Below are 21,616 nucleotides of genomic sequence, written 5' to 3'. Positions count from 1 at the left end.
GGAGCGGAACATGCCTCAATCGCTGCGCCTGTTCATCCTGGCCGGCGAGCCATCGGGCGACCGGATCGCTGCCGACCTCGTTGCCCGGCTGAGAGAGCGTGTAGACGTGACGCTCGCGGGTGTCGGTGGCGATGAACTGATCGGGCAGGGTCTCGTGTCGCTCTTTCCGATGTCCGACCTGGCAGTGATGGGCGTCACCGATGTTGTGCTCAACCTACCGAGGCTCCTCTGGAGGCTGGAACAGGCTGCGAGGCATATTCTGGCGTTCCGGCCTGATGTCGTGGTTTTGGTCGACGCGCAGGACTTTTCAAAGCTGCTGGCCGCGCGCCTGCGCAAACGGGGCTATACCGGCACGCTGATCCTTTATGTGGCGCCTTCCGTCTGGGCGCGGAATCCGGAGCGGGCCGCCAAGCTCAAGCCCATCTTCGACGCCGTGCTGGCAGTGCTGCCTTTCGAGCCGGAGGTGATGGCGCGGCTCGAGGGTCCGCCCACATTCTATGTCGGCCATCCGGCCCTGGGGGAGAGGCTTCAAACTGCTGCCGCGCCTGAGAGCGGTCCCATCGTGATCTTGCCCGGTAGTCGGGAGGGTGAATTGCGGCGTCACCTGCCGATACTCAGGGATATGGCTGAGGCACTGAGCAGGATCGACGGGGCGACGCACCTGGCCTTGCCGACACTGCCTCGCCTGCGCAGCCGGCTTGAACGGGAAGTGGCGACCTGGCCGGTGCCGGTGTCAATCATCGATCGCCGCGCGGATCGCCACGCGCTTTATGCCGATGCATTGGGGGCCGTTTGTGTGTCTGGAACAGTGACGCTGGAGCTGGCGCTCGCGCGGGTGCCGATGCTGGTGCTCTATGCGCTCGACAATCATCAGGCGAAGATATTTAAGACGCTCGGGCGGCCACAGGTGTCCCTGCCCAATATCATTCTGGACCGGCGTGTCGTGCCGGAATTTGTCGCCACGCCTCTGGTCGCGGGCGAAGTCCTGCCGGCAGCGCTTGCGCTTCTGGGCAATAAAAATGCCCGCCAGGCGCAGGTGGACGCATTTGGCGAGCTTTCAGATATGATGGAGGCGGGCAGGCCGCCGTTTGGACGTCAGGACCCGGCTGAGCGGGTCCTGGAGATATGGGGCCGTCAGCGACCGCTGATCGGCTCGTAATCGCGAGCAATCGAGCCGTTATAGAGCTGACGCGGGCGACCGATCTTCTTTTGCGGGTCGCCGATCATTTCCTTCCACTGGCTGATCCAGCCCACGGTGCGCGCCACAGCAAAGAGCACTGTGAACATGGAGGTCGGGAAGCCGATGGCGTCCAAGATCACGCCGGAATAGAAGTCGACGTTCGGATAGAGCTTGCGGTCGATGAAGTACTGATCCTCGAGCGCGATGCGCTCGAGTTCCTGAGCCACCTGCAGGGTCGGGTTGTTTTCGACACCGAGAATCGCCAGGACTTCCTTGGCGGTCTGCTGCATGACCTTAGCGCGCGGATCGAAGTTCTTATAGACGCGATGGCCGAAGCCCATCAGGCGGAACGGATCGTTCTTGTCCTTGGCGCGGGCGATGAACTCGGGAATGCGATCCACCGAGCCGATTTCGCGCAGCATGTTGAGGCAGGCCTCGTTGGCGCCGCCATGAGCCGGGCCCCAGAGGCAAGCCACGCCAGCTGCGATACAGGCGAAGGGGTTGGCATCGGACGAACCGGACAGGCGCACAGTGGAGGTCGAGGCGTTCTGCTCGTGATCGGCATGGAGCGTGAAGATCAGGTCCATGGCCCGGGCGATCTTGGGATCGACCTTGTATTCCTCGGCCGGAACCGAGAAGCACATGTGCAGGAAATTGGACGCATAATCGAGGTCGTTACGCGGGTAAACGAAGGGCTGACCCACCGAATACTTATAGGCCATCGCAGCGATGGTCGGCATCTTGGCAATCATGCGGATCGAGGCGATCTCGCGCTGCTGCGGATCGTTGACGTCCGTGGAGTCGTGGTAGAAGGCGGCCATGGCGCCAACCACCCCGGTCATGATGGCCATGGGGTGCGCATCGCGGCGGAAGCCGCGATAGAAGTAGTGCATTTGCTCGTGGACCATGGTGTGGCGCGTCACGAGCTGCTCGAACTCGGCAAACTGGGTCTTGCTCGGCAGTTCGCCATAGAGCAACAGATAGCAGACTTCGAGGTAATTGGAATTTTCGGCCAATTGTTCGATGGGATAACCGCGATACAGCAGCTCGCCCTTGTCGCCGTCGATATAGGTGATGGCGCTATCGCAGGCAGCCGTCGACGTGAATCCGGGGTCGTAGGTAAACAGGCCCGTCTTGGCATAGAGCGAGCGGATATCCATCACATCGGGACCAACCGAACCACTCAGTATCGGGAATTCGTGGGTCTGGTCTCCGATGACGAGTTTGGCGACTTTATCTGTCATTGGGCTCTCCTCGTTTCACCTGCGCGCCCGCCAAAGCATAAGCGATTCCAACGGCGCGAGGGCCGGCGCCTTGGAAGCGCCGATTTGTCGTGCAGAGGTATCAGGTCTTGCCTGCGGCAAGCAACTGATAGGTAAATATGACTTATCCACCTGACGCAGCCATTACGGGCGTGCCAGGCCTTGTCAGCCGGTGACCTGGTCGCCGAGTCGGGCCATGCTTTCCTCGCGACCAATCAGCACCATGACCTCGAAAATGCCCGGAGATACTGTGCGTCCGGTCAACGCTGCGCGCAGAGGCTGAGCGAGTTTACCGAGCTTGAGCCCCTTTTGCTCGGCCAGTTGGCGCATAGCCGCATCGATTGCAGGCACTGACCATTCGGCAAGGCCCCCTAACGTTTCGGCAATGCCGGCGAGGACTTTTCGGCTGTCCTCGGTCAGGAGCGCGGCTGCCGCCGCATCGGGCTGGATCGGACGAATGGCATAGATGAACTGCGCGAGGTCGATCAGCTCCAGAACCGTCTTGGCGCGAGGCTGCAGTTCGGGCAGGGCGGCCAGCACCGTTTCGTGGTTGGCGCGCAGACCCTTGGCATCCTCGTCGCGGCCGACTTCCTCGGCGGTTTCGACCATGACCTGATAGAGGTAGGTTGGATCGGCTTCGCGGATGTAGTGGCCGTTGATGTTCTCGAGCTTGACGAAGTCGAACCGGGCCGCGCCCTTGTTGAGCGCTTCGAGGCTGAACCATTCGACCATCTTGTCGGTGGAGAAAATTTCGTCGTCGCCGTGGCTCCAGCCCAGACGCGCGAGGTAATTGCGGACGGCCTCGGGTAGATATCCCATCTGCCGATAGGCCTCGACACCGAGCGCTCCATGGCGCTTGGAGAGCTTGGCCCCATCCGGGCCGTGGATCAGCGGGATGTGGGCCATCTCGGGGACGGTCCAGCCCATGGCGTTGTAGATGACGATCTGCCGGGCGGCGTTGGTGAGGTGATCGTCGCCGCGGATGATGTGGGTGACGCCCATGTCATGATCGTCGACAACCACGGCATGCATATATGTCGGCGTACCGTTCGATCGCAGGATGATGAAATCGTCGAGGTTCTCGGTCTTGAACACCACGTCGCCCTGCACATGGTCATGCACGACGATTTCGCCACTAAGGGGCGACTTGATGCGGATGACCGGCTTGACGCCCTCGGGGGCTTCAGACGCGTCGCGATCGCGCCAATAGCCGTTGTAACGGGGAGGCTTGCCGGCGGCGCGGGCCTCCTCGCGCATCTGGTCGAGTTCCTGGGGCGAACAATAGCAATAATAGGCGTGCCCCATGCGCACCAGCTCATGCGCCACTTCGGCGTGGCGCGCGGCGCGGGCGAACTGGCTGATCGGCTCGCCGTCCCAATCCAGGCCCAGCCACTTGAGGCCATCGATCAGCGCGGTCACGGCCGCATCGGTCGAACGCTCGCGGTCGGTATCCTCGATGCGTAACAGCATCTTGCCGCCCTTGTTCTGGGCATAGGCCCAGGAGAACAGCGCCGTGCGGGCACCACCGATATGCAGATAACCGGTGGGCGAAGGAGCGAAACGGGTGACGACCTGAGACATGGCAACCAAGATATTTGAGGAATTGCGGGCCGTGTGTACCATAGGCCCGCTTGAGCGCAAGGGCAGGGGCGCGGCGTGGCCGAGATGGACGCGGGGAGAAGCCGGGTAGGGGCGGTCAATCGACGGCAATGGCCACCGATTGCCGAGAAGTCCAACCTCGCGCAAGAATGGCTTATCGGTCTGCGGTCCGCGCTGGTCGACGCAGCCGACAATCGCCGGCTTTTCGTGCTCTTGCCATTCAGTCTCATTGCCGGGCTGGCGCTTTACGCGTCGCTGTCCAGCGAGCCTTCTCTGCCACTTCTGGCGGGAGGCGCGACGGCAGCGCTCAGCCTCGCCCTCTTCGCACTGCTCTTGAAATCCCTCGTGGTGCTGCGCCTTGCCGTGCAGGCAATTGCCTTCGGCGCCGGGCTTGTATTGCTGCCCGTTCATGCCGCCCTGTTCGGGACGAGCATGCTGAGCATTCCGGCCTATGGCATCTACGAGGCCGTGGTCGATGAGGTGCTGTCGGCCGATGACAGCCAGCGGCGGATCATTGTTTCGGCACTTGTGCCACTAGAGGGCGCACGCAATCCGGGCGTCCGTCGTGCGCGACTTTCACTGCCGGCCGACCCGGAATTGCGGCCGGGCGACAGGCTGCGCGCCTCCCTGAGGCTGGCGCCCGTCCCGGGCCCGATCCTGCCCGGATCGCATGACGGGCAGTTCCACGCCTATTTCAATGGCGTCGGGGCCTATGGCTCAGCCACGGGCAGCGTCGAGCGGATCGGAGACGGCAATGACGCCGACTTTGCCCGCACCGTGCAGGGGCTGCGCGCCCATATCGCGGCCAGGATCGACCTCGCGCTCGATGGGCCCAGCGCCGCTATCGGCAAGTCGATGGTGATGGGAGACCAGAGCGACATTTCCGACGAGACGCGAGACATCATGGCGGCCTCGGGGCTGGCGCATGTCTATTCGATTTCGGGCCTGCACCTCTCTATCGTCGCCGGCGGCATCTATTGGATCGTCCGCCTGCTCCTCGCCTCGCTGCCGGGGCTTGTGGGATGGCCGAACAAACAGATCGCCGCACTGGTGGGGATCGTCACGGCCTTTCTCTACCTGCTGCTGGCAGGAGGCGTCGACAATGTGCCGGCGTTCCGCTCGACTTTGATGCTGGCGCTCATTTTCGGCGCCGTGCTGGTGGGACGACGGGCCCTGACGATGCGCAACGTGACGATTGCTGCGCTCGCCATCATTCTTATCGATCCCGCCAGCGTGTTTCGGCCCAGTTTCCAGCTATCCTTTGCCGCCGTCATCGGCCTGATCGGCATTTACGAAATGCCAAGGCGCTTTGCGCCACCCAATACGCGTCTCGAGCGATTGTGGCATCTCATCGCCGCCACGGCCTGGACGAGCTTCATTGCCGGCCTCGCGACCCTATTGTTCTCAGCGTACCATTTTCAGCAGACAGCGCCTCTCAGCGTGCTGGGCAATGTCATGGCACTGCCGTTTGTGGGATTGATCATGTGGGCCGGCGTCGCTGCGATGCTGGTCATGCCGATCGGGCTCGACGGCCTCTGTTTCCAAATCATGGGCTGGGGCATCGAGGGAATGCTGGCCGTGGCAGAGCTGGTTGCCGGCTGGAGCGAGGGCCTGACCGGTAACCCATTGCTTGCCAGTTGGACGCTGGTGGGTGGCTTGGCCGCGCTGGGCTGGTTCGCCTTTGTCGAAACGCGCTGGAGGCTGGCTGCTCCGATATTGCTGCTGCCGGCCGTATTCCTGTTTGGCATCGATCCGCGCCCAGACGTGCTGGTGTCGGACACGACGCAGGCCGTGGCGGTGCGCGATGGTAGCGGCATGGCGCTGGCCAGTGGCAAGACAGGCAGCTTCGCCGTCGATGTGTGGAGCCGGAATTACCAGACCCAGATCGCACCTATGCATCAGGGGGCTGTGTGCGACGGGCTGGGCTGCATCGTTTCGACCCCCGATTATTCCATCGCCATCGTCCGCAATGCCGCGGCTTTCGCCGAGGATTGCGGAGGGCACGATCTTCTCATCGCACGCGTGCGGCCGCCCGGCTCATGCGCTGCGGAGCAGATGCTTATCGGCCCCGACGACCTCGCTGGTGGTGGGGTGCACTGGCTGCACTGGAATGAGGGTGCCGGGCGATTCGATGTTCGCCCGGCAATGGTCAATCGCGACCGGCCGTGGCGAGTTTCGCCACGGTGACACCGGCAGCTTCCATCTCTGGACCACCCAGCACATAGCCGGCTTCGTCGGGTGCGGGGGCAAGGGTCTGCGGTCCGGATGAATAGTTGACGTAGACCCGGAAGTGGTTGCGAGTCCGGCAGCGCACGCCGGCCGGCAAAGCCAGCGTGGGCGTATCTGCCTCGGCGATCAGGTAATCTGCAACCCGCTGGATCAGCGCCCGGTCGCCGCTGGCTGTGAGGTAGAACAACTTGCCCTGGGACAGCAAGACGGGAACGCCTTCGACATCCTCCATTATGACTTCGGCACCACCCTCGGTCTTCTCGCGCCAGAGCCGCGCTGCGCCACCACCCTTGACGGGCACCTCGACCCCGGCAGGCAGGCTGTCTACCCGGATGACACGGGCATCGAGCTGGTTCTGGGGCAGGTCTGGTCCCAAGCGGGCCGGAATGGCGAAGTTCTGGTCCTTTGAGCCTGTGCGGGGGCCGATCAGGACGTGGCCTTCGAAATCGCCGATTGCGGCACGCAGCTCATCGGTCCAGGCGAGCAATGCGGGGATGGCGACAATGTCATACCCAGCCAGGCTCGCTGTCGACGTGGGCAACACATCGACGTCGATGCCGTGTTTGCGGAATGCCGAATAGAGGGCGCGCACATGATCGCCGTGGCGGAAGCCGGCGGCCTGAGGCTGGATTTCCCAGGCCCATTCGCTCTGGTAGTCATAGACCAGAGCGACACGGCCCTTATTGGCGACGCCGCCGATCGCGGTTTCGGCGAGTTCGCGGGCCACCTGGCCGGCTTCGTGATAGCCGGGCGCCGGCTCGCTGTCCGGCCGCAACAGGCCGGCGTGCATCTGCTCCTGCGCGAAGGGAGCCTGACGCCAGCGGAAGTAGGAGACGACTTCGGCACCGTGCGCGAAGGCTTCCCACGCCCAGAGGCGCGCCATGCCCGGCAGTGGATCGGGATTGGCCTGCCCCCAGTTCACCGGCCCCGGCTGCTGCTCCATGATCCACCAGCGGCCATGACCCACCGACCGGTAGAGGTCGTGATGGAAGGCGGCGTTGTCCGGGTCGCCCTGGCGAAGATAAAGCCGCTTGATGTCGTCTGGTTCGTTGCTCGTCGCCAGGTGGCCGATGGGATAGGAATCCCAGGACGCGATATCGAGCGTCTGGCCCACGTCGAAGTGATCGAACTCGGCATAGCGGCTCATGAAATTGTGGATGACCGGCAGGTCGGGACACGCGGCCTTGAGGATGTCGTACTGGACCTTGTTGAAGGCGGAGACCTGATCGGACGAATATCGCCGGAAATCCAGCTCATGCGCAGGGGCTGCCTCGCAGACCAGCAGGTTCGGCAGCTCGATCTGGTCGAAGTGGTTGTATTCCATCGACCAGAACACATTGCCCCAGGCGTGGTTCAGCGCGTCGATAGAGCCATATTTCTGCTGGAGCCAGAGCCGGAAGCCGTCGCGGGCAGCCGGCGAATAGGAATAGGTTGTGCCGTGGCAGCCATATTCGTTGTCGGTCTGCCAGCCGGCCAGCGCGGCATGGTTGCCGAGCGCGTCCGCCAGGATCTGGGTGATGCGCGCCGCTTCCTCGCGATAGCCGAGATGGGAGAAGTCGTAATGGCGGCGCGAGCCGAAGCCTTTACGGCGGCCCTGGGCGTCGACGGCGAGCATATCGGGATGCTTGTCGATCATCCAGCGCGGCGGAGTGGCGGTAGGGGTGCCGACGATGACCTTGAGGCCGTGCTGGCCCAGGACATCCATGGCGCGGATCATCCAGTCGAGCTGAAGATCGCCTGGCTGTGGCTCGAGCCGCGACCAGGCAAATTCTCCGATCCGCACGACCTTGATGCCGAGTTCGGCCATTCGCCGGGCGTCTGTCTGCCACCAGTCTTCAGGCCAATGTTCAGGGTAGTAGCAGACGCCAATCGCGGGGTTCATCGTTGGTCTCAGAGTTGGATGCGCGCTTCGGGCAGGCCGGCGACATCAAGGTCGATGTAGAACAGGCCACCGGCGACCTTTTCCTTGGCCAACTGCTCGGGCGACATGGTCTTGTTGGCCGTGGTGATATAGAGGCGCTTGAGGTCGCGACCCCCGAAAGCCGGGCAGGTGACCTGGCTCACCGGCAGTTCGACGATGCGGTCGATCGTGCCATCGGGAGCATAGCGGATGACGCAGCTTCCGCCCCAGCGAGCGTTCCAGAGATAGCCTTCGCTATCGAGCACGGCGCCATCGGGATAACCGCGATGGTCCGCGACATCGGCAAAGACCGACCATTCGCCCAGGGGCATGCCGGTCTCCGGATCTGTCTGGCAGGTGAGGATTTTCTGTGTGGGGGTATCGGCCCAATAGGCGGTGCGGCCATCCGCGGTAAAGCAGGTCGCGTTGGGGATGGATGCGTCGGAGATGATCTTGCTGACGCTGCCGCGGCGATAATGATAGACCGCGCCTTTGTTGCTGCCTTCATCCTTGACCATGGTGCCGATCCAATAGGCGCCGGAGGGGTGGACGCGGCTGTCATTGGTGCGGTTGGAGGGCACGTCGCGCTCGATATCGACGAGGTGCTCGACCGCGCCTGTGGTCAAGTTGAGCCGCTTGAGGCCGGTTTCCGCGGCAAGCGCCAGGTTTTCATCGTCGATGATCGCGGCTGCGGCCACGATCTCGTCGAAATGCCACTCGCCTTTGGCTTCCCCGTCCTCGTCGGCGGCGAACAGGGTGCGATTGTTGATGTCGAACCAGAAGATCTGCTGGCGGCCATCATGCCAGAAAGGGCCTTCGCCCAAGGCGCACTGGCTGTCGATGAGAAGTTTTGCTGTATCGGTCACGCATTGGCTCCCTTGTCGTAGGCGGCAACGGCCAGGGCGGCCCGGTCGGCGACTTCGGCGACACTCATGCCCGGCTTGAAGAGGTAGGTGCCCAGACCGAAGCCGGTGCAACCCACGGCGAAGAATTCGTGGAAATTGTCGGGATTGGCGCCGCCCACGGCATAGACGGGCAGAGCAGGCGGCAGCACCGCCTTCATGGCCTTGATGCCTTTGGCGCCCAGGATTTCGGCGGGAAAGAACTTGAGCCCCGTGGCACCGGCGCGGATCGCGGCGAAGGCGTCGGTGGGGGAGAAGACGCCGGGATAGGACTTGAGCCCGAGCGAGACCGTTTCGGCGATTACGGCCGGATTGGTATCGGGCGAGACGATGAAGGTGCCGCCCGCGCCGGCTACGGCTCGTACATCTTCTGGCGAGAGCACGGTGCCGGCGCCGATCTCGGCGCGGTCAGCGAGCGCCTGTGCAGCCTTGCTGATGCTCTCGACAGCATTGGGAGAATTGAGCGGTACTTCGATCAGCGTGATGCCGGCATCGACCAGCGCGGTACAGACAGGCACCGCTTCTGCGGTGGTGATGCCCCGCAGGATGGCGATGATGTGGCGATGAGTCATGACGATTTTCCTTGGTGCAGTCGGGCATGGGCGAGCCTGAGACCGGCGAGCACAGCCTCTGTCGCGTCGATCGGGCGACCGCTGGCGCCAGCCATGTCCAGGACGCGGGCATAAAGCCTGCAGAGTACGGTCGAGCCGATCAGCGGCACCGGATCGGTGCCGAACTGGTTACGGTTGGCAGCGATTTCCGTTCCGATCAGCAGGCCGGAAAGATAGCCCGCGCTCCAGGGGGGGCTGCGGTCGGAGAGGAGCATTCCTGCGCGGACCTTGAACAGGCGGCCCAGCAGGTCCTCGGGATGATTGAGGCCTTCGCGGGCGCCGCTATCGAACCCATCGTCCCGCTCGGCGTCGTCGAGCGGACCGGAGAGCGAATGTCGCAAGACGGAATGGGTCTTGAGCAGGTCGAACATCTCGCCTGTCATGGCGGTGGTGAAGCGGGCGATATGCGTGCCGTTCAGCACCGCCCATTTCGAATGTGTTCCGGGCATGCAGACGATGCCCGCATAGCCCGGGACAAGCTCGGAGAGGCCCAGAAGCTGGGTTTCTTCCCCGCGCATGACGTTTTCACCGCCCTGGCGCTGGCAGACGCCCGGCAGGATGGACACGGAGAGCGGCATGTCGCCCATGGGCGGACGCACCGCACGGCCAGCCAGATCCAGGAGGTCGGCCGGCGCGTCGAGATAAGGCGCTTCCATCCAGCCCTGGCGCGCGCCGGCCATGCCGCAGACCAGCACCTCCACCGGGCCCGCAGGCAGCGGAAGATTGGCCAGGACGTCCGTCAGCGCGGCCGGAAACTGACCAGGCGCAAGCTTGCCCATGCCCTTATCCGATCCGGCGGAAGCGACGATGTCCCCTTCAGCGCCCAGACCCCAGGCGCGCAGATTGGACGTGCCCCAATCCACCGCCACCCATTCGATGCTTGTCGTCAAACTCGATCCTCACCCATAATTATGGTCCCGGCATGCGGCACCTTTAGCGGCGCTGCGTCCGCGTCGCCAGCCGCGAAGAATTTGCTCCCGTCCTAGCCCGGGCGGGCCGGTTCTGGCTTGCCGGCCAGTAAGATGGAGCAATCGCTGCGGCAGATGTCTAGCATTTCCATCGGCCCGAAGGAATTGTATGATTTTTTCGCCGGAGGACATTCACATGTTCGGCTGGCGTGCTAGAAGGGTTTCCAGCAAGGCCTCCAAGTCCGGATGCGGACGATTTAGGATGATGATGATGAGTGCAGACACTGGCGGCGCGGGCAGCCGCAAACTGAGATCGCGCGCCTGGTTCGACAATCCCGACAACCCGGACATGACCGCGCTTTATCTTGAGCGCTACATGAATTACGGCGTGTCGCGCGAGGAATTGCAGTCGGACAAGCCGATCATCGGCATTGCCCAGACTGGGTCGGACCTCAGCCCCTGTAATCGCCACCACATGGTTCTGGCCGAGCGCCTGCGCGAAGGCATTCGCGAAGCCGGCGGCATTGCCATCGAGTTCCCGGTGCATCCGATCCAGGAAACGGGCAAGCGCCCGACGGCAGGTCTCGACCGCAACCTGGCCTATCTCGGCCTGGTCGAAGTTCTCTATGGCTACCCGCTTGACGGCGTCGTGCTGACCATCGGCTGCGACAAGACCACCCCGGCCATGCTGATGGGCGCGGCCACGGTCAACATCCCCGCCATCGCTCTGTCCGTGGGGCCGATGCTGAACGGCTGGCACAAGGGTGAGCGGACCGGTTCGGGCACCATCGTCTGGAAGGCGCGCCAGCTCCTGGCCGCTGGCGAGATCGATTATCCCAAGTTCATCGAGCTGGTGGCCTCTTCCGCGCCGTCGACCGGCTATTGCAACACGATGGGCACGGCTTCGACGATGAATTCTCTGGCCGAGGCGCTGGGCATGCAGCTGCCCGGTTCTGCGGCTATTCCGGCGCCCTATCGCGACCGTCAGGAGATGGCGTACCGCACCGGCAAGCGGGCGGTGGAGATGGTGCACGAGGACCTCAAGCCCTCCGACATCCTCACCAAGGAGAACTTCCTCAACGCCATCGTGGTCAACTCTGCCATCGGCGGCTCGACCAATGCCCCGATCCATATCAATGCCATTGCCCGCCATATCGGCGTCGACCTCAATATAGACGAATGGCAGAGCCACGGGCTCAAGGTGCCGCTGTTGGTGAACCTGCAGCCGGCGGGCGAATATCTGGGCGAGGACTATTACCATGCCGGCGGTGTTCCGGCGGTGGTGAACGAGCTGATGGGCCAGGGCCTGATCCACGAGAATGCGCCCACGGTCAACGGCAAGACCATCGGCGAGAATTGCCGGAACACGGTGATCGAGGACGACAAGGTCATCCGGCACTTCGACAATCCGCTCAAGGCGGAGGCCGGGTTCCTGGTGCTGCGGGGCAATCTGTTCGACAACGCCATCATGAAGACCAGCGTGATCTCGCCCGAGTTCCGGGAGCGCTACCTCTCGGACCCGGTTCATCCGGGTATGTTCGAGGGCAAGGCGGTGGTGTTCGACGGTCCGGAGGACTATCACCACCGCATCGACGATCCCTCGCTCGAGATCGACGAACATACACTGCTGTTCATGCGCGGCGCGGGCCCGATCGGGTATCCGGGCGCCGCAGAAGTCGTCAACATGCGGCCGCCCGATTACCTGATCAAAAAGGGCGTGCATTCGCTGGCCTGCATCGGTGACGGTCGGCAGTCGGGCACATCGGGTTCGCCTTCCATTCTCAATGCGTCGCCGGAAGCAGCGGCGGGTGGCAACCTCGCTATCCTCAAGACCGGCGACCGGGTGCGGATCGACCTCAACAAGGGCGAAGCCGATATCCTAATCTCGGATGAGGAAATTGCATCACGCCGTGCGGCTCTCGAGGCCGATGGCGGCTACAAATTCCCCAAGCACCAGACACCCTGGCAGGAGATTCAGCGCGGGCTGGTCGACCAGCTCGGCAGCGGCGCGGTTCTACGTCCGGCGGTCAAGTATCAGCGGATCGCCCAGAATGAAGGCATTCCGCGCGACAATCACTGATTGCTTCGCGCCATCACATATGGCCGGCCCCGAGATGATTGGGGCCGGCTTTTTTTTCGAAGCGAACCCGGCGAGGCGTGGCCTCGGGTAAAAGGTGCGCAAAAGGGGTGAGACGTCCGCCTCGCCGGGTCGACAGGCCAGTGTTCCGCTTCTCTCGCCCCGTGCCGACATGCCTGCCCGCACCGGATCGACTGGACTTCATCTCCGGCGCTGTTGCCGCAAGATGTCGCCGAGATGGCAAGACAGCCACCATCCTGGCAATCCGCAGCCCGGCTTATGGGTCTGCAGGGAGAAAAACGGGCTTCGATATGGGCGACCCCACATCACCTGCCATTGCCGCCCAACCACTCGTCATGACCGCGCTTCAGGAAGCAATGGCGCAAGGATAGGCTCAGCGAATGGTGCCGGGGATAAGTGGCTTGGTGACAATCGGGCGCAAACGCAAAAAGCCCGCCATGGGCGGGCCTTTCCGACAGCGCAGACATTTGCTCAGTATTTGCGAAGCAGGCCCACGAGACGACCCTGGACCTTCACCCGATCCGGCGGGAATATGCGGGTTTCATAGGCGGGGTTGGCCGCCTCGAGGGCCACCGTGTCGCCCTTGCGGCGCAGGCGCTTGAGGGTTGCTTCCTCATCATCGACAAGCGCCACGATGATCTCGCCGGTGGATGCATGTTCCTGCTTCTTGATGAGCACGGTATCGCCATCGAAAATGCCGGCTTCAATCATCGAATCACCACGCACCTCAAGGGCATAATGCTCGCCTGCGCCGAGCATTTCGGGCGGCACAGCGATGGTGTGGGAATGGCTCTGAATGGCCTCGATGGGCGTACCAGCGGCAATGCGCCCCATGACGGGAATGGAAACCGGACGGGCATAATCATCGGACAGACCGCCCGAGCGGGCCGGCGGGGACGCCACCTTGCCCAGATTGCCCTCGATGACGGAGGGCTCGAAGCGCGCCTTGCGACCGCCCAGGGACGGGTTCATCGAATCGGGGAGCTTGACGACTTCAAGCGCGCGGGCGCGATTGGGAAGACGGCGGATGAACCCGCGCTCTTCCAGCGCAGTGATCAAACGATGGATGCCGGACTTGGACGCCAGATCAAGCGCATCCTTCATTTCATCGAAGGAGGGCGGAATGCCGCTTTCTTTCATCCTTTCGTGGATGAACATCAGCAATTCATGTTGTTTGCGCGTCAGCATCGGCCCTCGACCCCAGAATCGGAACATAGACGGAACGACTATAAGTGTTCCATTTATGTTCTGCAATAACCCGTGCGGAATTCTAGAAGGCGTCGATGGGCAGGGCTTCAACGAGCGTGCCCGCGCGCTGGCCGGGATCGTTCTCGGGTTGCACGATCAGCATGTCCGCGCCCGCCAAGGACGAGGTGTGGCCGCTGTCGGTCTGGGCAATCGGCAGGAGGTGCGGTCCTTCCGGCAAGTGGACCAGGCTTGCGCGCATGAAATGGCGACGGGCGGCATTTGGCGGCGTATCGGCCGCCAGCGGAAGACGCCAATGCTCGGGCTCATCGAGACCCAGCCAGGCGCGCAGGGTCGGCTTGATGAAGACCAACGCCGTCACCATGGCCGACACCGGATTTCCGGGCAGGCCGAAGACGAGCGTCTTGCCGCGCGTTCCGAACATCAGCGGCTTTCCGGGTCGCATGTTAATGCGCCAGAAGTCGAGGGTGACGCCCATATCTTTCAAGGCATCCTGCACCAGATCGTGTTCGCCGACCGATGCGCCCCCGGTGGTTATCAGAATGTCGGGGGCGGCGGCAAAGGCGTGCTCCAGCCTGTCGCGAAGAGCGTTAGCTTGGTCCTCGACGATGCCGTGGTCGGTCATCGCTTCGGCATAGGGGGCGAGCATGGCGCCGAGGCCGAAGCTGTTGGACGCCACGATCTGATCCTGGCCAAGGGGCGTGCCGGGCAGAACCAGTTCGTCGCCGGTGGCCAGGAGGCCGATCCGCGGGCGGCGGGAGACGGCGAGCGTCGCGGCATTTGCGGCAGCGGCCACCGCGATGCGCATGGGCGTCAGGCGCGTGCCGATGTCGATGAGGCTCTGGCCATTGGTGAAATCATTGCCGCGCGGGCGGATGCTGTGGCCAAGGCGGGCAGGGGCAGTGAACCGGACAAAATCGCCCTCGCGCACGGCCTGTTCCTGCATGATGACGGTATCGGCGCCGGCGGGCACGGGCGCGCCAGTGAAGATGCGAACCGCTTCCCCTGGAGCAATGCTTCCGGCGAACGCGGCGCCGGCCTGAGACATCCCGACGATCCTCAGGCGTGCGCCTTCCGCGACATCGGCGGCGCGCATGGCATAGCCGTCCATGGCGCTGGCATCGAAGGGCGGCTGGTCATGGCGTGCGAGGAGCGGCTGGGCCAGGACGCGACCCTCCGCGGAAGACAGAGGGACCTCTTCGGCCACGATTTCGGGCACATGGGCGAGAATGGCCCTGAGGGCGTCTTCGACGGGCAGGAGGCTCATGACGTGCGCACGAAATCGCCGGACTTGCCGCCCGACTTTTCGACCAGGCAAAGATCGGACACGACCATGGCGCGATCGATGGCCTTGGCCATGTCGTAAAGGGTGAGCGCGGCGGTGGACGCGGCCAGCAAGGCTTCCATTTCCACACCTGTTTGGCCGGTGGTTTCGGCGCTGGCGAGGATCAGTAATGAGGCTTCGCCATCGGCTTTTATGTCCACGCTGACATGGGTCAGCGGGATGGGGTGGCACAGGGGAATGAGATCTGCGGTCTTCTTGGCAGCCATGATCCCGGCAATGCGGGCCGTGGCCAGCGCATCGCCCTTCTTGAGCCCGCCTTCGAGAATCGTGGCGATGGTCTCGGCCTGGCCGGACAGGCGTGCCTGCGCGACAGCCCGGCGACGCGTAACCGCCTTGTCACCGATATCGACGATGTGGGCCTCGCCCTTGTCATTGAGATGGGTGAGGCGCGGGGAAGTCATGGGCTGACCGTTTCGGGAGCGCCCTTGAGCAGGGTGCGCGTGGCGGCAATGACATCCTCCTGTCGCATCAGGCTTTCGCCGACAAGGAACGTGGCGACGCCGCAGCGGTCGTCGAGCATGCGCAGATGTTCGTGGTTGACGATGCCGCTTTCGCTGACCAGCGTGACGCCGTCGGGGATGCCGGCCGCCAGGGTGATAGTGGTTTCCAGCGTGGTCTCGAAGGTGCGCAGATTGCGGTTATTGATGCCGATGAACCTCGATTCGAGCGCCAAGGCACGGTCCAGTTCGATGCGGTCATGGACTTCCACCAGCGCATCCATGCCCCATTCATTGGCGGCGTCGATGAGGTAGCGGGCCACGTCGTCGCCAATGGCGGCGAGGATGATCAGGATGCAGTCCGCGCCCCAGGAGCGGGCCTCGGCGACTTGATAGGTTTCGAACAGGAAATCCTTGCGCAGCACCGGCAGGTTGGTGGCGGCGCGGGCCTCGATCAGGTAGCTCGGCGAGCCCTGGAAGCTGGGGCGATCGGTGAGCACGGAAAGGCAGGCCGCACCAGCCGTTTCGTAGTCGCGGGCGATCTGGGCCGGATTGAAATCGGCGCGGATCAGTCCTTTGGAGGGGCTGGCCTTCTTCACCTCGGCGATGAGCGCGTATTCGCCCCTGGTCCGCTTGTCCTTGAGGGCCTTGAGAAAGCCGCGCGGAGGCGGCTGGTCATGGGCCTCGGCAACCACTTCGGCCCAAGGTCGCATGGATTTGGCGGCGGCGATTTCCGCGCGCTTATAAGCTTCGATCTGCTTGAGAAAGTCGGTCATTCCGCTCGTCCGTTCGATACCGCCACGAGGCGGGCGAGAGTTGATTTGGCCTTGCCGCTGTCGATGGCCTCGGCGGCCATTGTGATCCCTTGTGCAAGATCAGGCACCTTGTCGGCGACGAAAAGGGCTGCGGCGCTGTTCATCAGAACAATGTCCCGATAGGGGCCGGGCGCGCCATCGAGAAGCCGAGTGAGCGCGGCTGCGTTGTCGGCCGGATCGCCCCCGCGCAAGTCGTCTAGCGTGACCCGCTGGATGCCGAACTGCTCGGGCGTGATCTCGAACGTGGTGAGGCTGCCGCCCTCGATCTGGGCGACATGGGTCGGGCCGGTGGTGGTGATCTCGTCGAGGCCATCGCTGCCATGAACGACCCAGGCCTTGATGGCACGGTTGGCGAGAAGGGCAGCGGCGACCGGCTCGACCCATTCCTCGGCATAGACACCCAGGACATAGCGGCGGACGCCAGCCGGATTGGATTGGGGGCCCAAGAGATTGAAGAGGGTGCGCGTGCCCATGTCGACGCGAGTCGGGCCGACATGGCGCATGGCCGGGTGATGATTGGGCGCGAACATGAAGCCGATGCCGGCATCGCTGACGCAGCGGGCAATGGCGTCGGGGCTGAGATCGAGCTTTACCCCAAGGGCCTGCAGGGCTTCGGCGGAGCCGGACTTTGACGACAAAGCGCGATTACCATGCTTGGCAACCGGGATGCCGGCGGCGGAGACGACGATGGCGCTGGCGGTGGAAATGTTGAGCGTTCCGGCGCCGTCACCGCCCGTGCCGACGATGTCGATGGCATTTTCGGGGGCGGCAACGGGGATCATCTGTTCGCGCATGATGGACACCGCGGCGGCGATCTCCACCACGGTTTCCCCCTTGACGCGCATGCCCATGAGAAATGCGCCGATCTGGCTGGGCGTGGCTTCCCCGGCCATGATCAGCCGCATGACGCCGCGCATTTCCTCACCGGTCAGATCCCGGCGAGACGCGATCTTGTTCAGAGCCGACTTGATGTCCATTACGCCGCCTTCCTGCTGTTGAAGTCGCGGGCGATGTTGAGAAAGTTCTGCAGCAGGGCATGGCCGTTTTCGGAGGCGATGCTCTCGGGGTGAAACTGCACGCCATGAACGGGCAGGGACTTGTGCTGCATGCCCATGATGAGGCCATCGTCGGTGGTGGCGGTGACTTCGAGGACATCGGGCAGCGTCTCGGCCTTGACGATAAGCGAATGATAGCGCGTGGCTTCGAAGCCGGCATTGAGGCCGCGGAAAATGCCTTTGCCGTTGTGGGTGATCCTGCTGGTCTTGCCGTGAAAGAGGCTGGGTGCGCGGATGACGTCGCCGCCCAAAGCCTGACCCATTGCCTGATGGCCGAGGCAGACGCCCAGCATCGGGATTTCACTCTTGAAGCGGTCAATGACAGCAAGGCAGATGCCAGCTTCATTCGGGGTGCAGGGGCCGGGGGACAAAACGATCGCCTCGGGCGCCATGACGGCGATGTCCTCAAGGGTAATCTTGTCGTTACGGCGCACAGTGATGTCGGCGCCAAGTTCGCCCAGGAAATGGACGAGGTTGTACGTGAAACTGTCGTAATTATCGATGACGAGGGTCTTGGTCATTTGGGCGCTGCTTCCTAACCATGGGGTCGTTCCCGCGCTTGCAGGAACCTCTTTATCAGAGCTGACCCCGCCATCGAAAAACGGAGGGCCCCGCATATGCGGGGATGACATGGTGTGTGCCGACGATCGTGCTCACTGTCCCACCTTCGCTTCGCCGGCATAGCGTAGCGCCTCTTCGGCGGCGCTGAACAGGGCCCGCGCCTTATTCTCGCATTCAAGCTGTTCCAGCTCGGGCTGGCTGTCCGCGACGATGCCGGCGCCGGACTGCACATAGAGCTTGCCGTCCTTGACGATGCCGGTGCGCAGGACGATGCAGGTGTCCATGGTGCCATCGGCGCCGAAATAGCCGACGCAGCCGCCATAGATGCCGCGACGCGAGGTTTCGAGTTCGTCGATGATCTCCATGGCGCGAACCTTGGGCGCGCCCGAGACGGTGCCGGCGGGGAAGCCGGCGGAAAGGGCGTCGACGAAATCATATTGCGGATCGAGCACGCCGACCACGTTGGAAACGATGTGCATGACGTGGGAATAATATTCGAGGAAGAACTTGTCCGTAACCTTAACGCTACCGGTCTTGGCAACGCGGCCGACATCGTTGCGGCCCAGATCGAGCAGCATCAGGTGCTCGGACAATTCCTTGGGGTCCGACAGCAATTCATCCGCCAGTTCCTTGTCCCGGGCGGGGGTCGAGCCGCGCTTGCGGGTGCCCGCGATGGGCCGGATGGTGACGTCGCCGTCCTGGACCCGCACCAGGATTTCCGGGCTTGAGCCGGCGACCGCGAAGTCGCCGAAATCGAGGAAATACATATAAGGGCTGGGATTGGTGCGGCGCAGCGCCCGGTAGAGGGCGGTGGGGGGCAGGGTAAAGTCTGCCGAGAAGCGCTGGCTGAGCACGACCTGGAAGATGTCCCCGGCCGTGATGTAGTCCTTGGCACGGGCGACCATGCCGAAATAATCCTCCCGCGAGGTGTTGCTGGTGACCTCGATGGCTTCGAGGTCCGGCAAGGCGGGCGTCGTCGGCAAGGCGCGCGACAGGCGGGCAATGGCGTCGTCGATCCGGCTTTCGGCAGCCTCGAGCGCCTGCTGGGCACTGATGCCGGCCCGCACATAGGCCGGCGCCGTCAGATATAGCTCGTCCTTGACGGTATCGAAAATGGCGAGCAGGGAGGGGCGCATCAGCACGGCTTCGGGCGTCTTGAGATCGTCCGGGTTGCCGTTGGGCAGCACTTCCATATAGCGGACCATCTCATAGCCGAGATAGCCGTAAATGCCGGCCGATTGCGGCGGGAGACCCGCGGGCATGTCGATCTGGCTTTCTGCCACGAGGCTGCGCAGGGCATCGAGCGGCATGGCGTCGACAGGTTCGAAAGCGTCGGGGGACGACTGGGCCTGGCGATTGATCGCGGCGGCGCCGTTCTCGACCTTAAGGATCAGATCGGGCAGGAGACCGATGATGGAATAGCGACCACGGGTCGTGCCGTCCTGCACGCTTTCGAGCAGGAAGGAATGCGTGCGCCCCGCGGCCAGCTTGAGATAGGTGCCGATGGGGGTTTCCAGATCCGCCACGACGCGACGCCAGACAAGTCCAGACTTTCCGGCATCGTATTGCGCGGCAAAGGTCTTGGAAAAGTCGTCGCCCATTTGATCTGGTTCCGTTGGTTTGAAGTCTATTCGCCGAAGTTCTGGACGAGCAGCTGACGCAGCGCCTGCTGGTTTACACGCAGGCCGGCATCGTCACGCAGGGCAGCCACGAACTCCGCATAAAGGGAATTGCGCGCCTCGCTGTCGAGATTGGCGATGACCTGATCGTCCAGCGCGGCGGCGGGAGCGGCGTTGTCAACGACGTCAAAAACGATGAACTCGCCGCTTTCGTTGACCACCGAGCCCTTGTGATCGGGGCCGCCTGCAAAGGCCGCGGAGGCCACCGTGCCATCAACGAAGCCATCTTCCGATCCGAAGCGGGTGAAAGCGGAGCTGATCTGCGGGAACGTGTTCAATTCAAACGCGATATCGGCCAGCGCTTCACCGCTTTCCAGGCGACCGACGATTTCCTCGCCCAGCGCCATTAATGCTTCATTGGTCCGCTCTTCAGTGATGGCGGCGACGATCTGGTCCCGCACCTCATCGAGTGTCTGGTCGCGAGCCGGCTCGACTGCCTCGAGATCGAACCACAGATGAGCATTGCCCGTCAGCGGCACGCTGGGGATGAGCTGTCCGTCCTCGGCGCGAAAAATGGCCTGAGAGACACGCGCAATGTCTTCCGGCGCGAGGTTCGGCAGGGCGGACAATTCCGTGCCGGTTGCGGTCACTTCGAGATCATAGACCGGCAGGCCGAAGCGCTCGGCAATGGTGTCGATGGGCTGGAAGGCCGCACGCAATTCCTCGACCTGATCGAGCACTTCGTTGATTTCGGTGCGCGCCGTGGCGGTGCCAAGGCGCGTAATCACGTCGTCGCGTGCCTCTTCGAGCGTCGGCTGCCCCTGGGCCTCGATGGCCGATACATGCACGGCGCGGCGACCGCCAATGCCATCGATGATCGCAAAGCCACCTTCGGGCAGCGCGAAGGCGGTTTCGGCCAGCCGCGCATCGGTCACCTGGCTGCGTGCCAGAGTGCCCAAGGTCGAGGGCGTGACGCCCGTCTGTGCCACGAGAGTTGCAAAATCGGTTCCTGCCGCGAGGCCGGCTTCGAACTGGGCGAGCTGATCGGCATTGAGAGCAACCTGTTCGATGGTACGGCGCTCGGGCGTGGACAGCGAGTCCCGCACGCGTTCGTACTCGGCTTCGATCTCGCTTTCGTCGAACTGCATGGTGCTGGCCAGCGACGCCAGCGACAGATCGAGAATTTTCACCCGGCGGGTCTCGACGGTGCGGTATTCGGCCTGATGCTCGGACAGATAGGCGGCCAGTTCTTCCTCGGTCGGTTCGATCGTCAGGTCCAGACTGGTCTCGCTCAGCGTGATATAATCGATGGTGCGCGTGGCCGAGGCATAGTCGTTGATCAGCGTGCTGGCGACGGCCGGCAGGGACACATCTGCCATCAGCGTGTTGGTCAGCTGTTCGCGACGGGCCTCATCCCCACGGGCTTCGAAATATTCGGCCTCGGTCCAGCCGGCGCGCTGAAGCGTCTGGCTGAAGAGGGCCGGCTCGAATGTGCCGAGCGTCCCATGGAAGGAGGGGTCCTCGCGCAGCATGCGGGCCAGTTGCGCATCGGAAACGCCGAGGCCGAACTGGTCTGCGAGCCCATCGAGGGCGGCTCCTTCGGAAAGACGCATCAGCACGGCGCTGGGGATGCCCAGGGATTCCGCCTGCGTGGTGGTGGGGATCGATCCCAACTGGGTCGAAATGGCATTAACCTGGGTTTGGTACGCCCGCAGGAATTCACGCGAGTTGATTTCCTCGTTGCCGACGCGGGCCACGGTATTGCTGCCCAGATCGACAATGACATTGTTGATCCCGAAGCCGGCAACGCCCACGAGCAGAAATGCTCCAAGGATCTTTCCCGGCCAGGATTTTGCAAAGTCACGCAAACCATCGAGCATTTCGAACGT

17 protein-coding genes are annotated in these 21,616 nt (G+C 63.3%); 3 read left to right on the top strand and 14 right to left on the bottom strand.

The window, feature by feature from the left end:
* The first annotated feature begins 10 nt into the window (after window positions 1-10).
* Window positions 11-1,159 (top strand): lipid-A-disaccharide synthase, encoded by a 1,149-nt coding sequence (locus VE26_RS06670; protein ID WP_052715726.1) that lies wholly within the window; start codon window positions 11-13, stop codon window positions 1,157-1,159.
* Here VE26_RS06670 and gltA read toward each other — a convergent pair.
* Window positions 1,135-2,424 (bottom strand): citrate synthase, encoded by a 1,290-nt coding sequence (gene gltA / locus VE26_RS06665; RefSeq protein ID WP_046104265.1) that lies wholly within the window; start codon window positions 2,422-2,424, stop codon window positions 1,135-1,137. The genes VE26_RS06670 and gltA overlap by 25 nt on opposite strands.
* Window positions 2,425-2,607: 183 nt before the next feature.
* Entirely contained in the window at window positions 2,608-4,023 is a 1,416-nt protein-coding gene (gene gltX, locus VE26_RS06660) for a glutamate--tRNA ligase (RefSeq protein ID WP_046105106.1), read from the bottom strand.
* A gap of 84 nt (window positions 4,024-4,107) precedes the next feature.
* Between gltX and VE26_RS06655 the strand changes: the two genes are divergently transcribed.
* Window positions 4,108-6,228, top strand: coding sequence for a ComEC/Rec2 family competence protein (locus tag VE26_RS06655; protein ID WP_046104264.1), 2,121 nt, complete (start codon window positions 4,108-4,110; stop codon window positions 6,226-6,228).
* On the opposite strand, the gene VE26_RS06650 is transcribed toward VE26_RS06655, so the two are convergent.
* Genes VE26_RS06650 through VE26_RS06635 form a run of 4 tightly spaced genes read right to left on the bottom strand, consistent with a single transcriptional unit; the run spans window position 6,191 to window position 10,573 of the window.
* Window positions 6,191-8,152 (bottom strand): beta-galactosidase, encoded by a 1,962-nt coding sequence (locus tag VE26_RS06650; RefSeq protein ID WP_046104263.1) that lies wholly within the window; start codon window positions 8,150-8,152, stop codon window positions 6,191-6,193. The two genes, VE26_RS06655 and VE26_RS06650, sit on opposite strands and share 38 nt — an antisense overlap.
* Before the next feature lie 8 nt (window positions 8,153-8,160).
* Complete coding sequence (locus VE26_RS06645) at window positions 8,161-9,036, bottom strand: SMP-30/gluconolactonase/LRE family protein (RefSeq protein WP_046104262.1); 876 nt, start codon at window positions 9,034-9,036, stop codon at window positions 8,161-8,163.
* Complete coding sequence (locus VE26_RS06640; protein ID WP_046104261.1) at window positions 9,033-9,644, bottom strand: 2-dehydro-3-deoxy-6-phosphogalactonate aldolase; 612 nt, start codon at window positions 9,642-9,644, stop codon at window positions 9,033-9,035. Before VE26_RS06640 ends, VE26_RS06645 begins: the two co-directional genes overlap by 4 nt.
* The gene (locus tag VE26_RS06635) at window positions 9,641-10,573 is read right to left on the bottom strand and encodes a 2-dehydro-3-deoxygalactonokinase (RefSeq protein ID WP_046104260.1); all 933 of its coding nucleotides are present in this window, start codon (window positions 10,571-10,573) and stop codon (window positions 9,641-9,643) included. The genes VE26_RS06640 and VE26_RS06635 overlap by 4 nt, the downstream gene beginning before the upstream one ends.
* A gap of 289 nt (window positions 10,574-10,862) precedes the next feature.
* Here VE26_RS06635 and VE26_RS06630 point away from each other — a divergent pair, with 289 nt between their 5' ends.
* A complete protein-coding gene (locus VE26_RS06630; protein ID WP_152658745.1) occupies window positions 10,863-12,671 on the top strand; it encodes an IlvD/Edd family dehydratase in 1,809 nt (602 codons plus the stop codon).
* A 489-nt stretch (window positions 12,672-13,160) separates the two neighbouring features.
* Here VE26_RS06630 and lexA read toward each other — a convergent pair whose 3' ends face one another.
* From lexA to VE26_RS06590, 8 genes are all read right to left on the bottom strand, one after another.
* Window positions 13,161-13,877, bottom strand: a complete 717-nt coding sequence (gene lexA / locus VE26_RS06625; protein WP_046104259.1) for a transcriptional repressor LexA — start codon at window positions 13,875-13,877, stop codon at window positions 13,161-13,163.
* Window positions 13,878-13,959: 82 nt separating this feature from the next.
* The gene (locus VE26_RS06620) at window positions 13,960-15,162 is read right to left on the bottom strand and encodes a molybdopterin molybdotransferase MoeA (protein ID WP_046104258.1); all 1,203 of its coding nucleotides are present in this window, start codon (window positions 15,160-15,162) and stop codon (window positions 13,960-13,962) included.
* Complete coding sequence (gene moaC, locus VE26_RS06615) at window positions 15,159-15,641, bottom strand: cyclic pyranopterin monophosphate synthase MoaC (protein ID WP_046104257.1); 483 nt, start codon at window positions 15,639-15,641, stop codon at window positions 15,159-15,161. The genes VE26_RS06620 and moaC overlap by 4 nt, the downstream gene beginning before the upstream one ends.
* Window positions 15,638-16,453 carry an indole-3-glycerol phosphate synthase TrpC gene (gene trpC, locus VE26_RS06610; RefSeq protein ID WP_046104256.1) on the bottom strand — a complete coding sequence of 272 codons (816 nt, stop codon included), beginning with the start codon at window positions 16,451-16,453 and terminating at the stop codon, window positions 15,638-15,640. Before trpC ends, moaC begins: the two co-directional genes overlap by 4 nt.
* Window positions 16,450-17,469, bottom strand: a complete 1,020-nt coding sequence (gene trpD / locus VE26_RS06605; protein ID WP_046104255.1) for an anthranilate phosphoribosyltransferase — start codon at window positions 17,467-17,469, stop codon at window positions 16,450-16,452. The genes trpC and trpD overlap by 4 nt, the downstream gene beginning before the upstream one ends.
* The gene (locus tag VE26_RS06600; protein ID WP_046104254.1) at window positions 17,469-18,068 is read right to left on the bottom strand and encodes an anthranilate synthase component II; all 600 of its coding nucleotides are present in this window, start codon (window positions 18,066-18,068) and stop codon (window positions 17,469-17,471) included. Before VE26_RS06600 ends, trpD begins: the two co-directional genes overlap by 1 nt.
* 132 nt (window positions 18,069-18,200) lie before the next feature.
* Window positions 18,201-19,709, bottom strand: a complete 1,509-nt coding sequence (gene trpE, locus VE26_RS06595) for an anthranilate synthase component I (protein WP_046104253.1) — start codon at window positions 19,707-19,709, stop codon at window positions 18,201-18,203.
* 26 nt (window positions 19,710-19,735) lie between these two features.
* Window positions 19,736-21,607 carry a peptidylprolyl isomerase gene (locus VE26_RS06590; protein ID WP_046104252.1) on the bottom strand — a complete coding sequence of 624 codons (1,872 nt, stop codon included), beginning with the start codon at window positions 21,605-21,607 and terminating at the stop codon, window positions 19,736-19,738.
* Window positions 21,608-21,616: the final 9 nt, after the last annotated feature.

This window comes from Devosia chinhatensis, from assembly GCF_000969445.1.
GTDB classification, from domain to species: domain Bacteria; phylum Pseudomonadota; class Alphaproteobacteria; order Rhizobiales; family Devosiaceae; genus Devosia; species Devosia chinhatensis.
The sequence above is the reverse complement of the archived record's forward strand: the minus strand, read 5'-3'. Positions and strand labels throughout refer to the sequence as shown.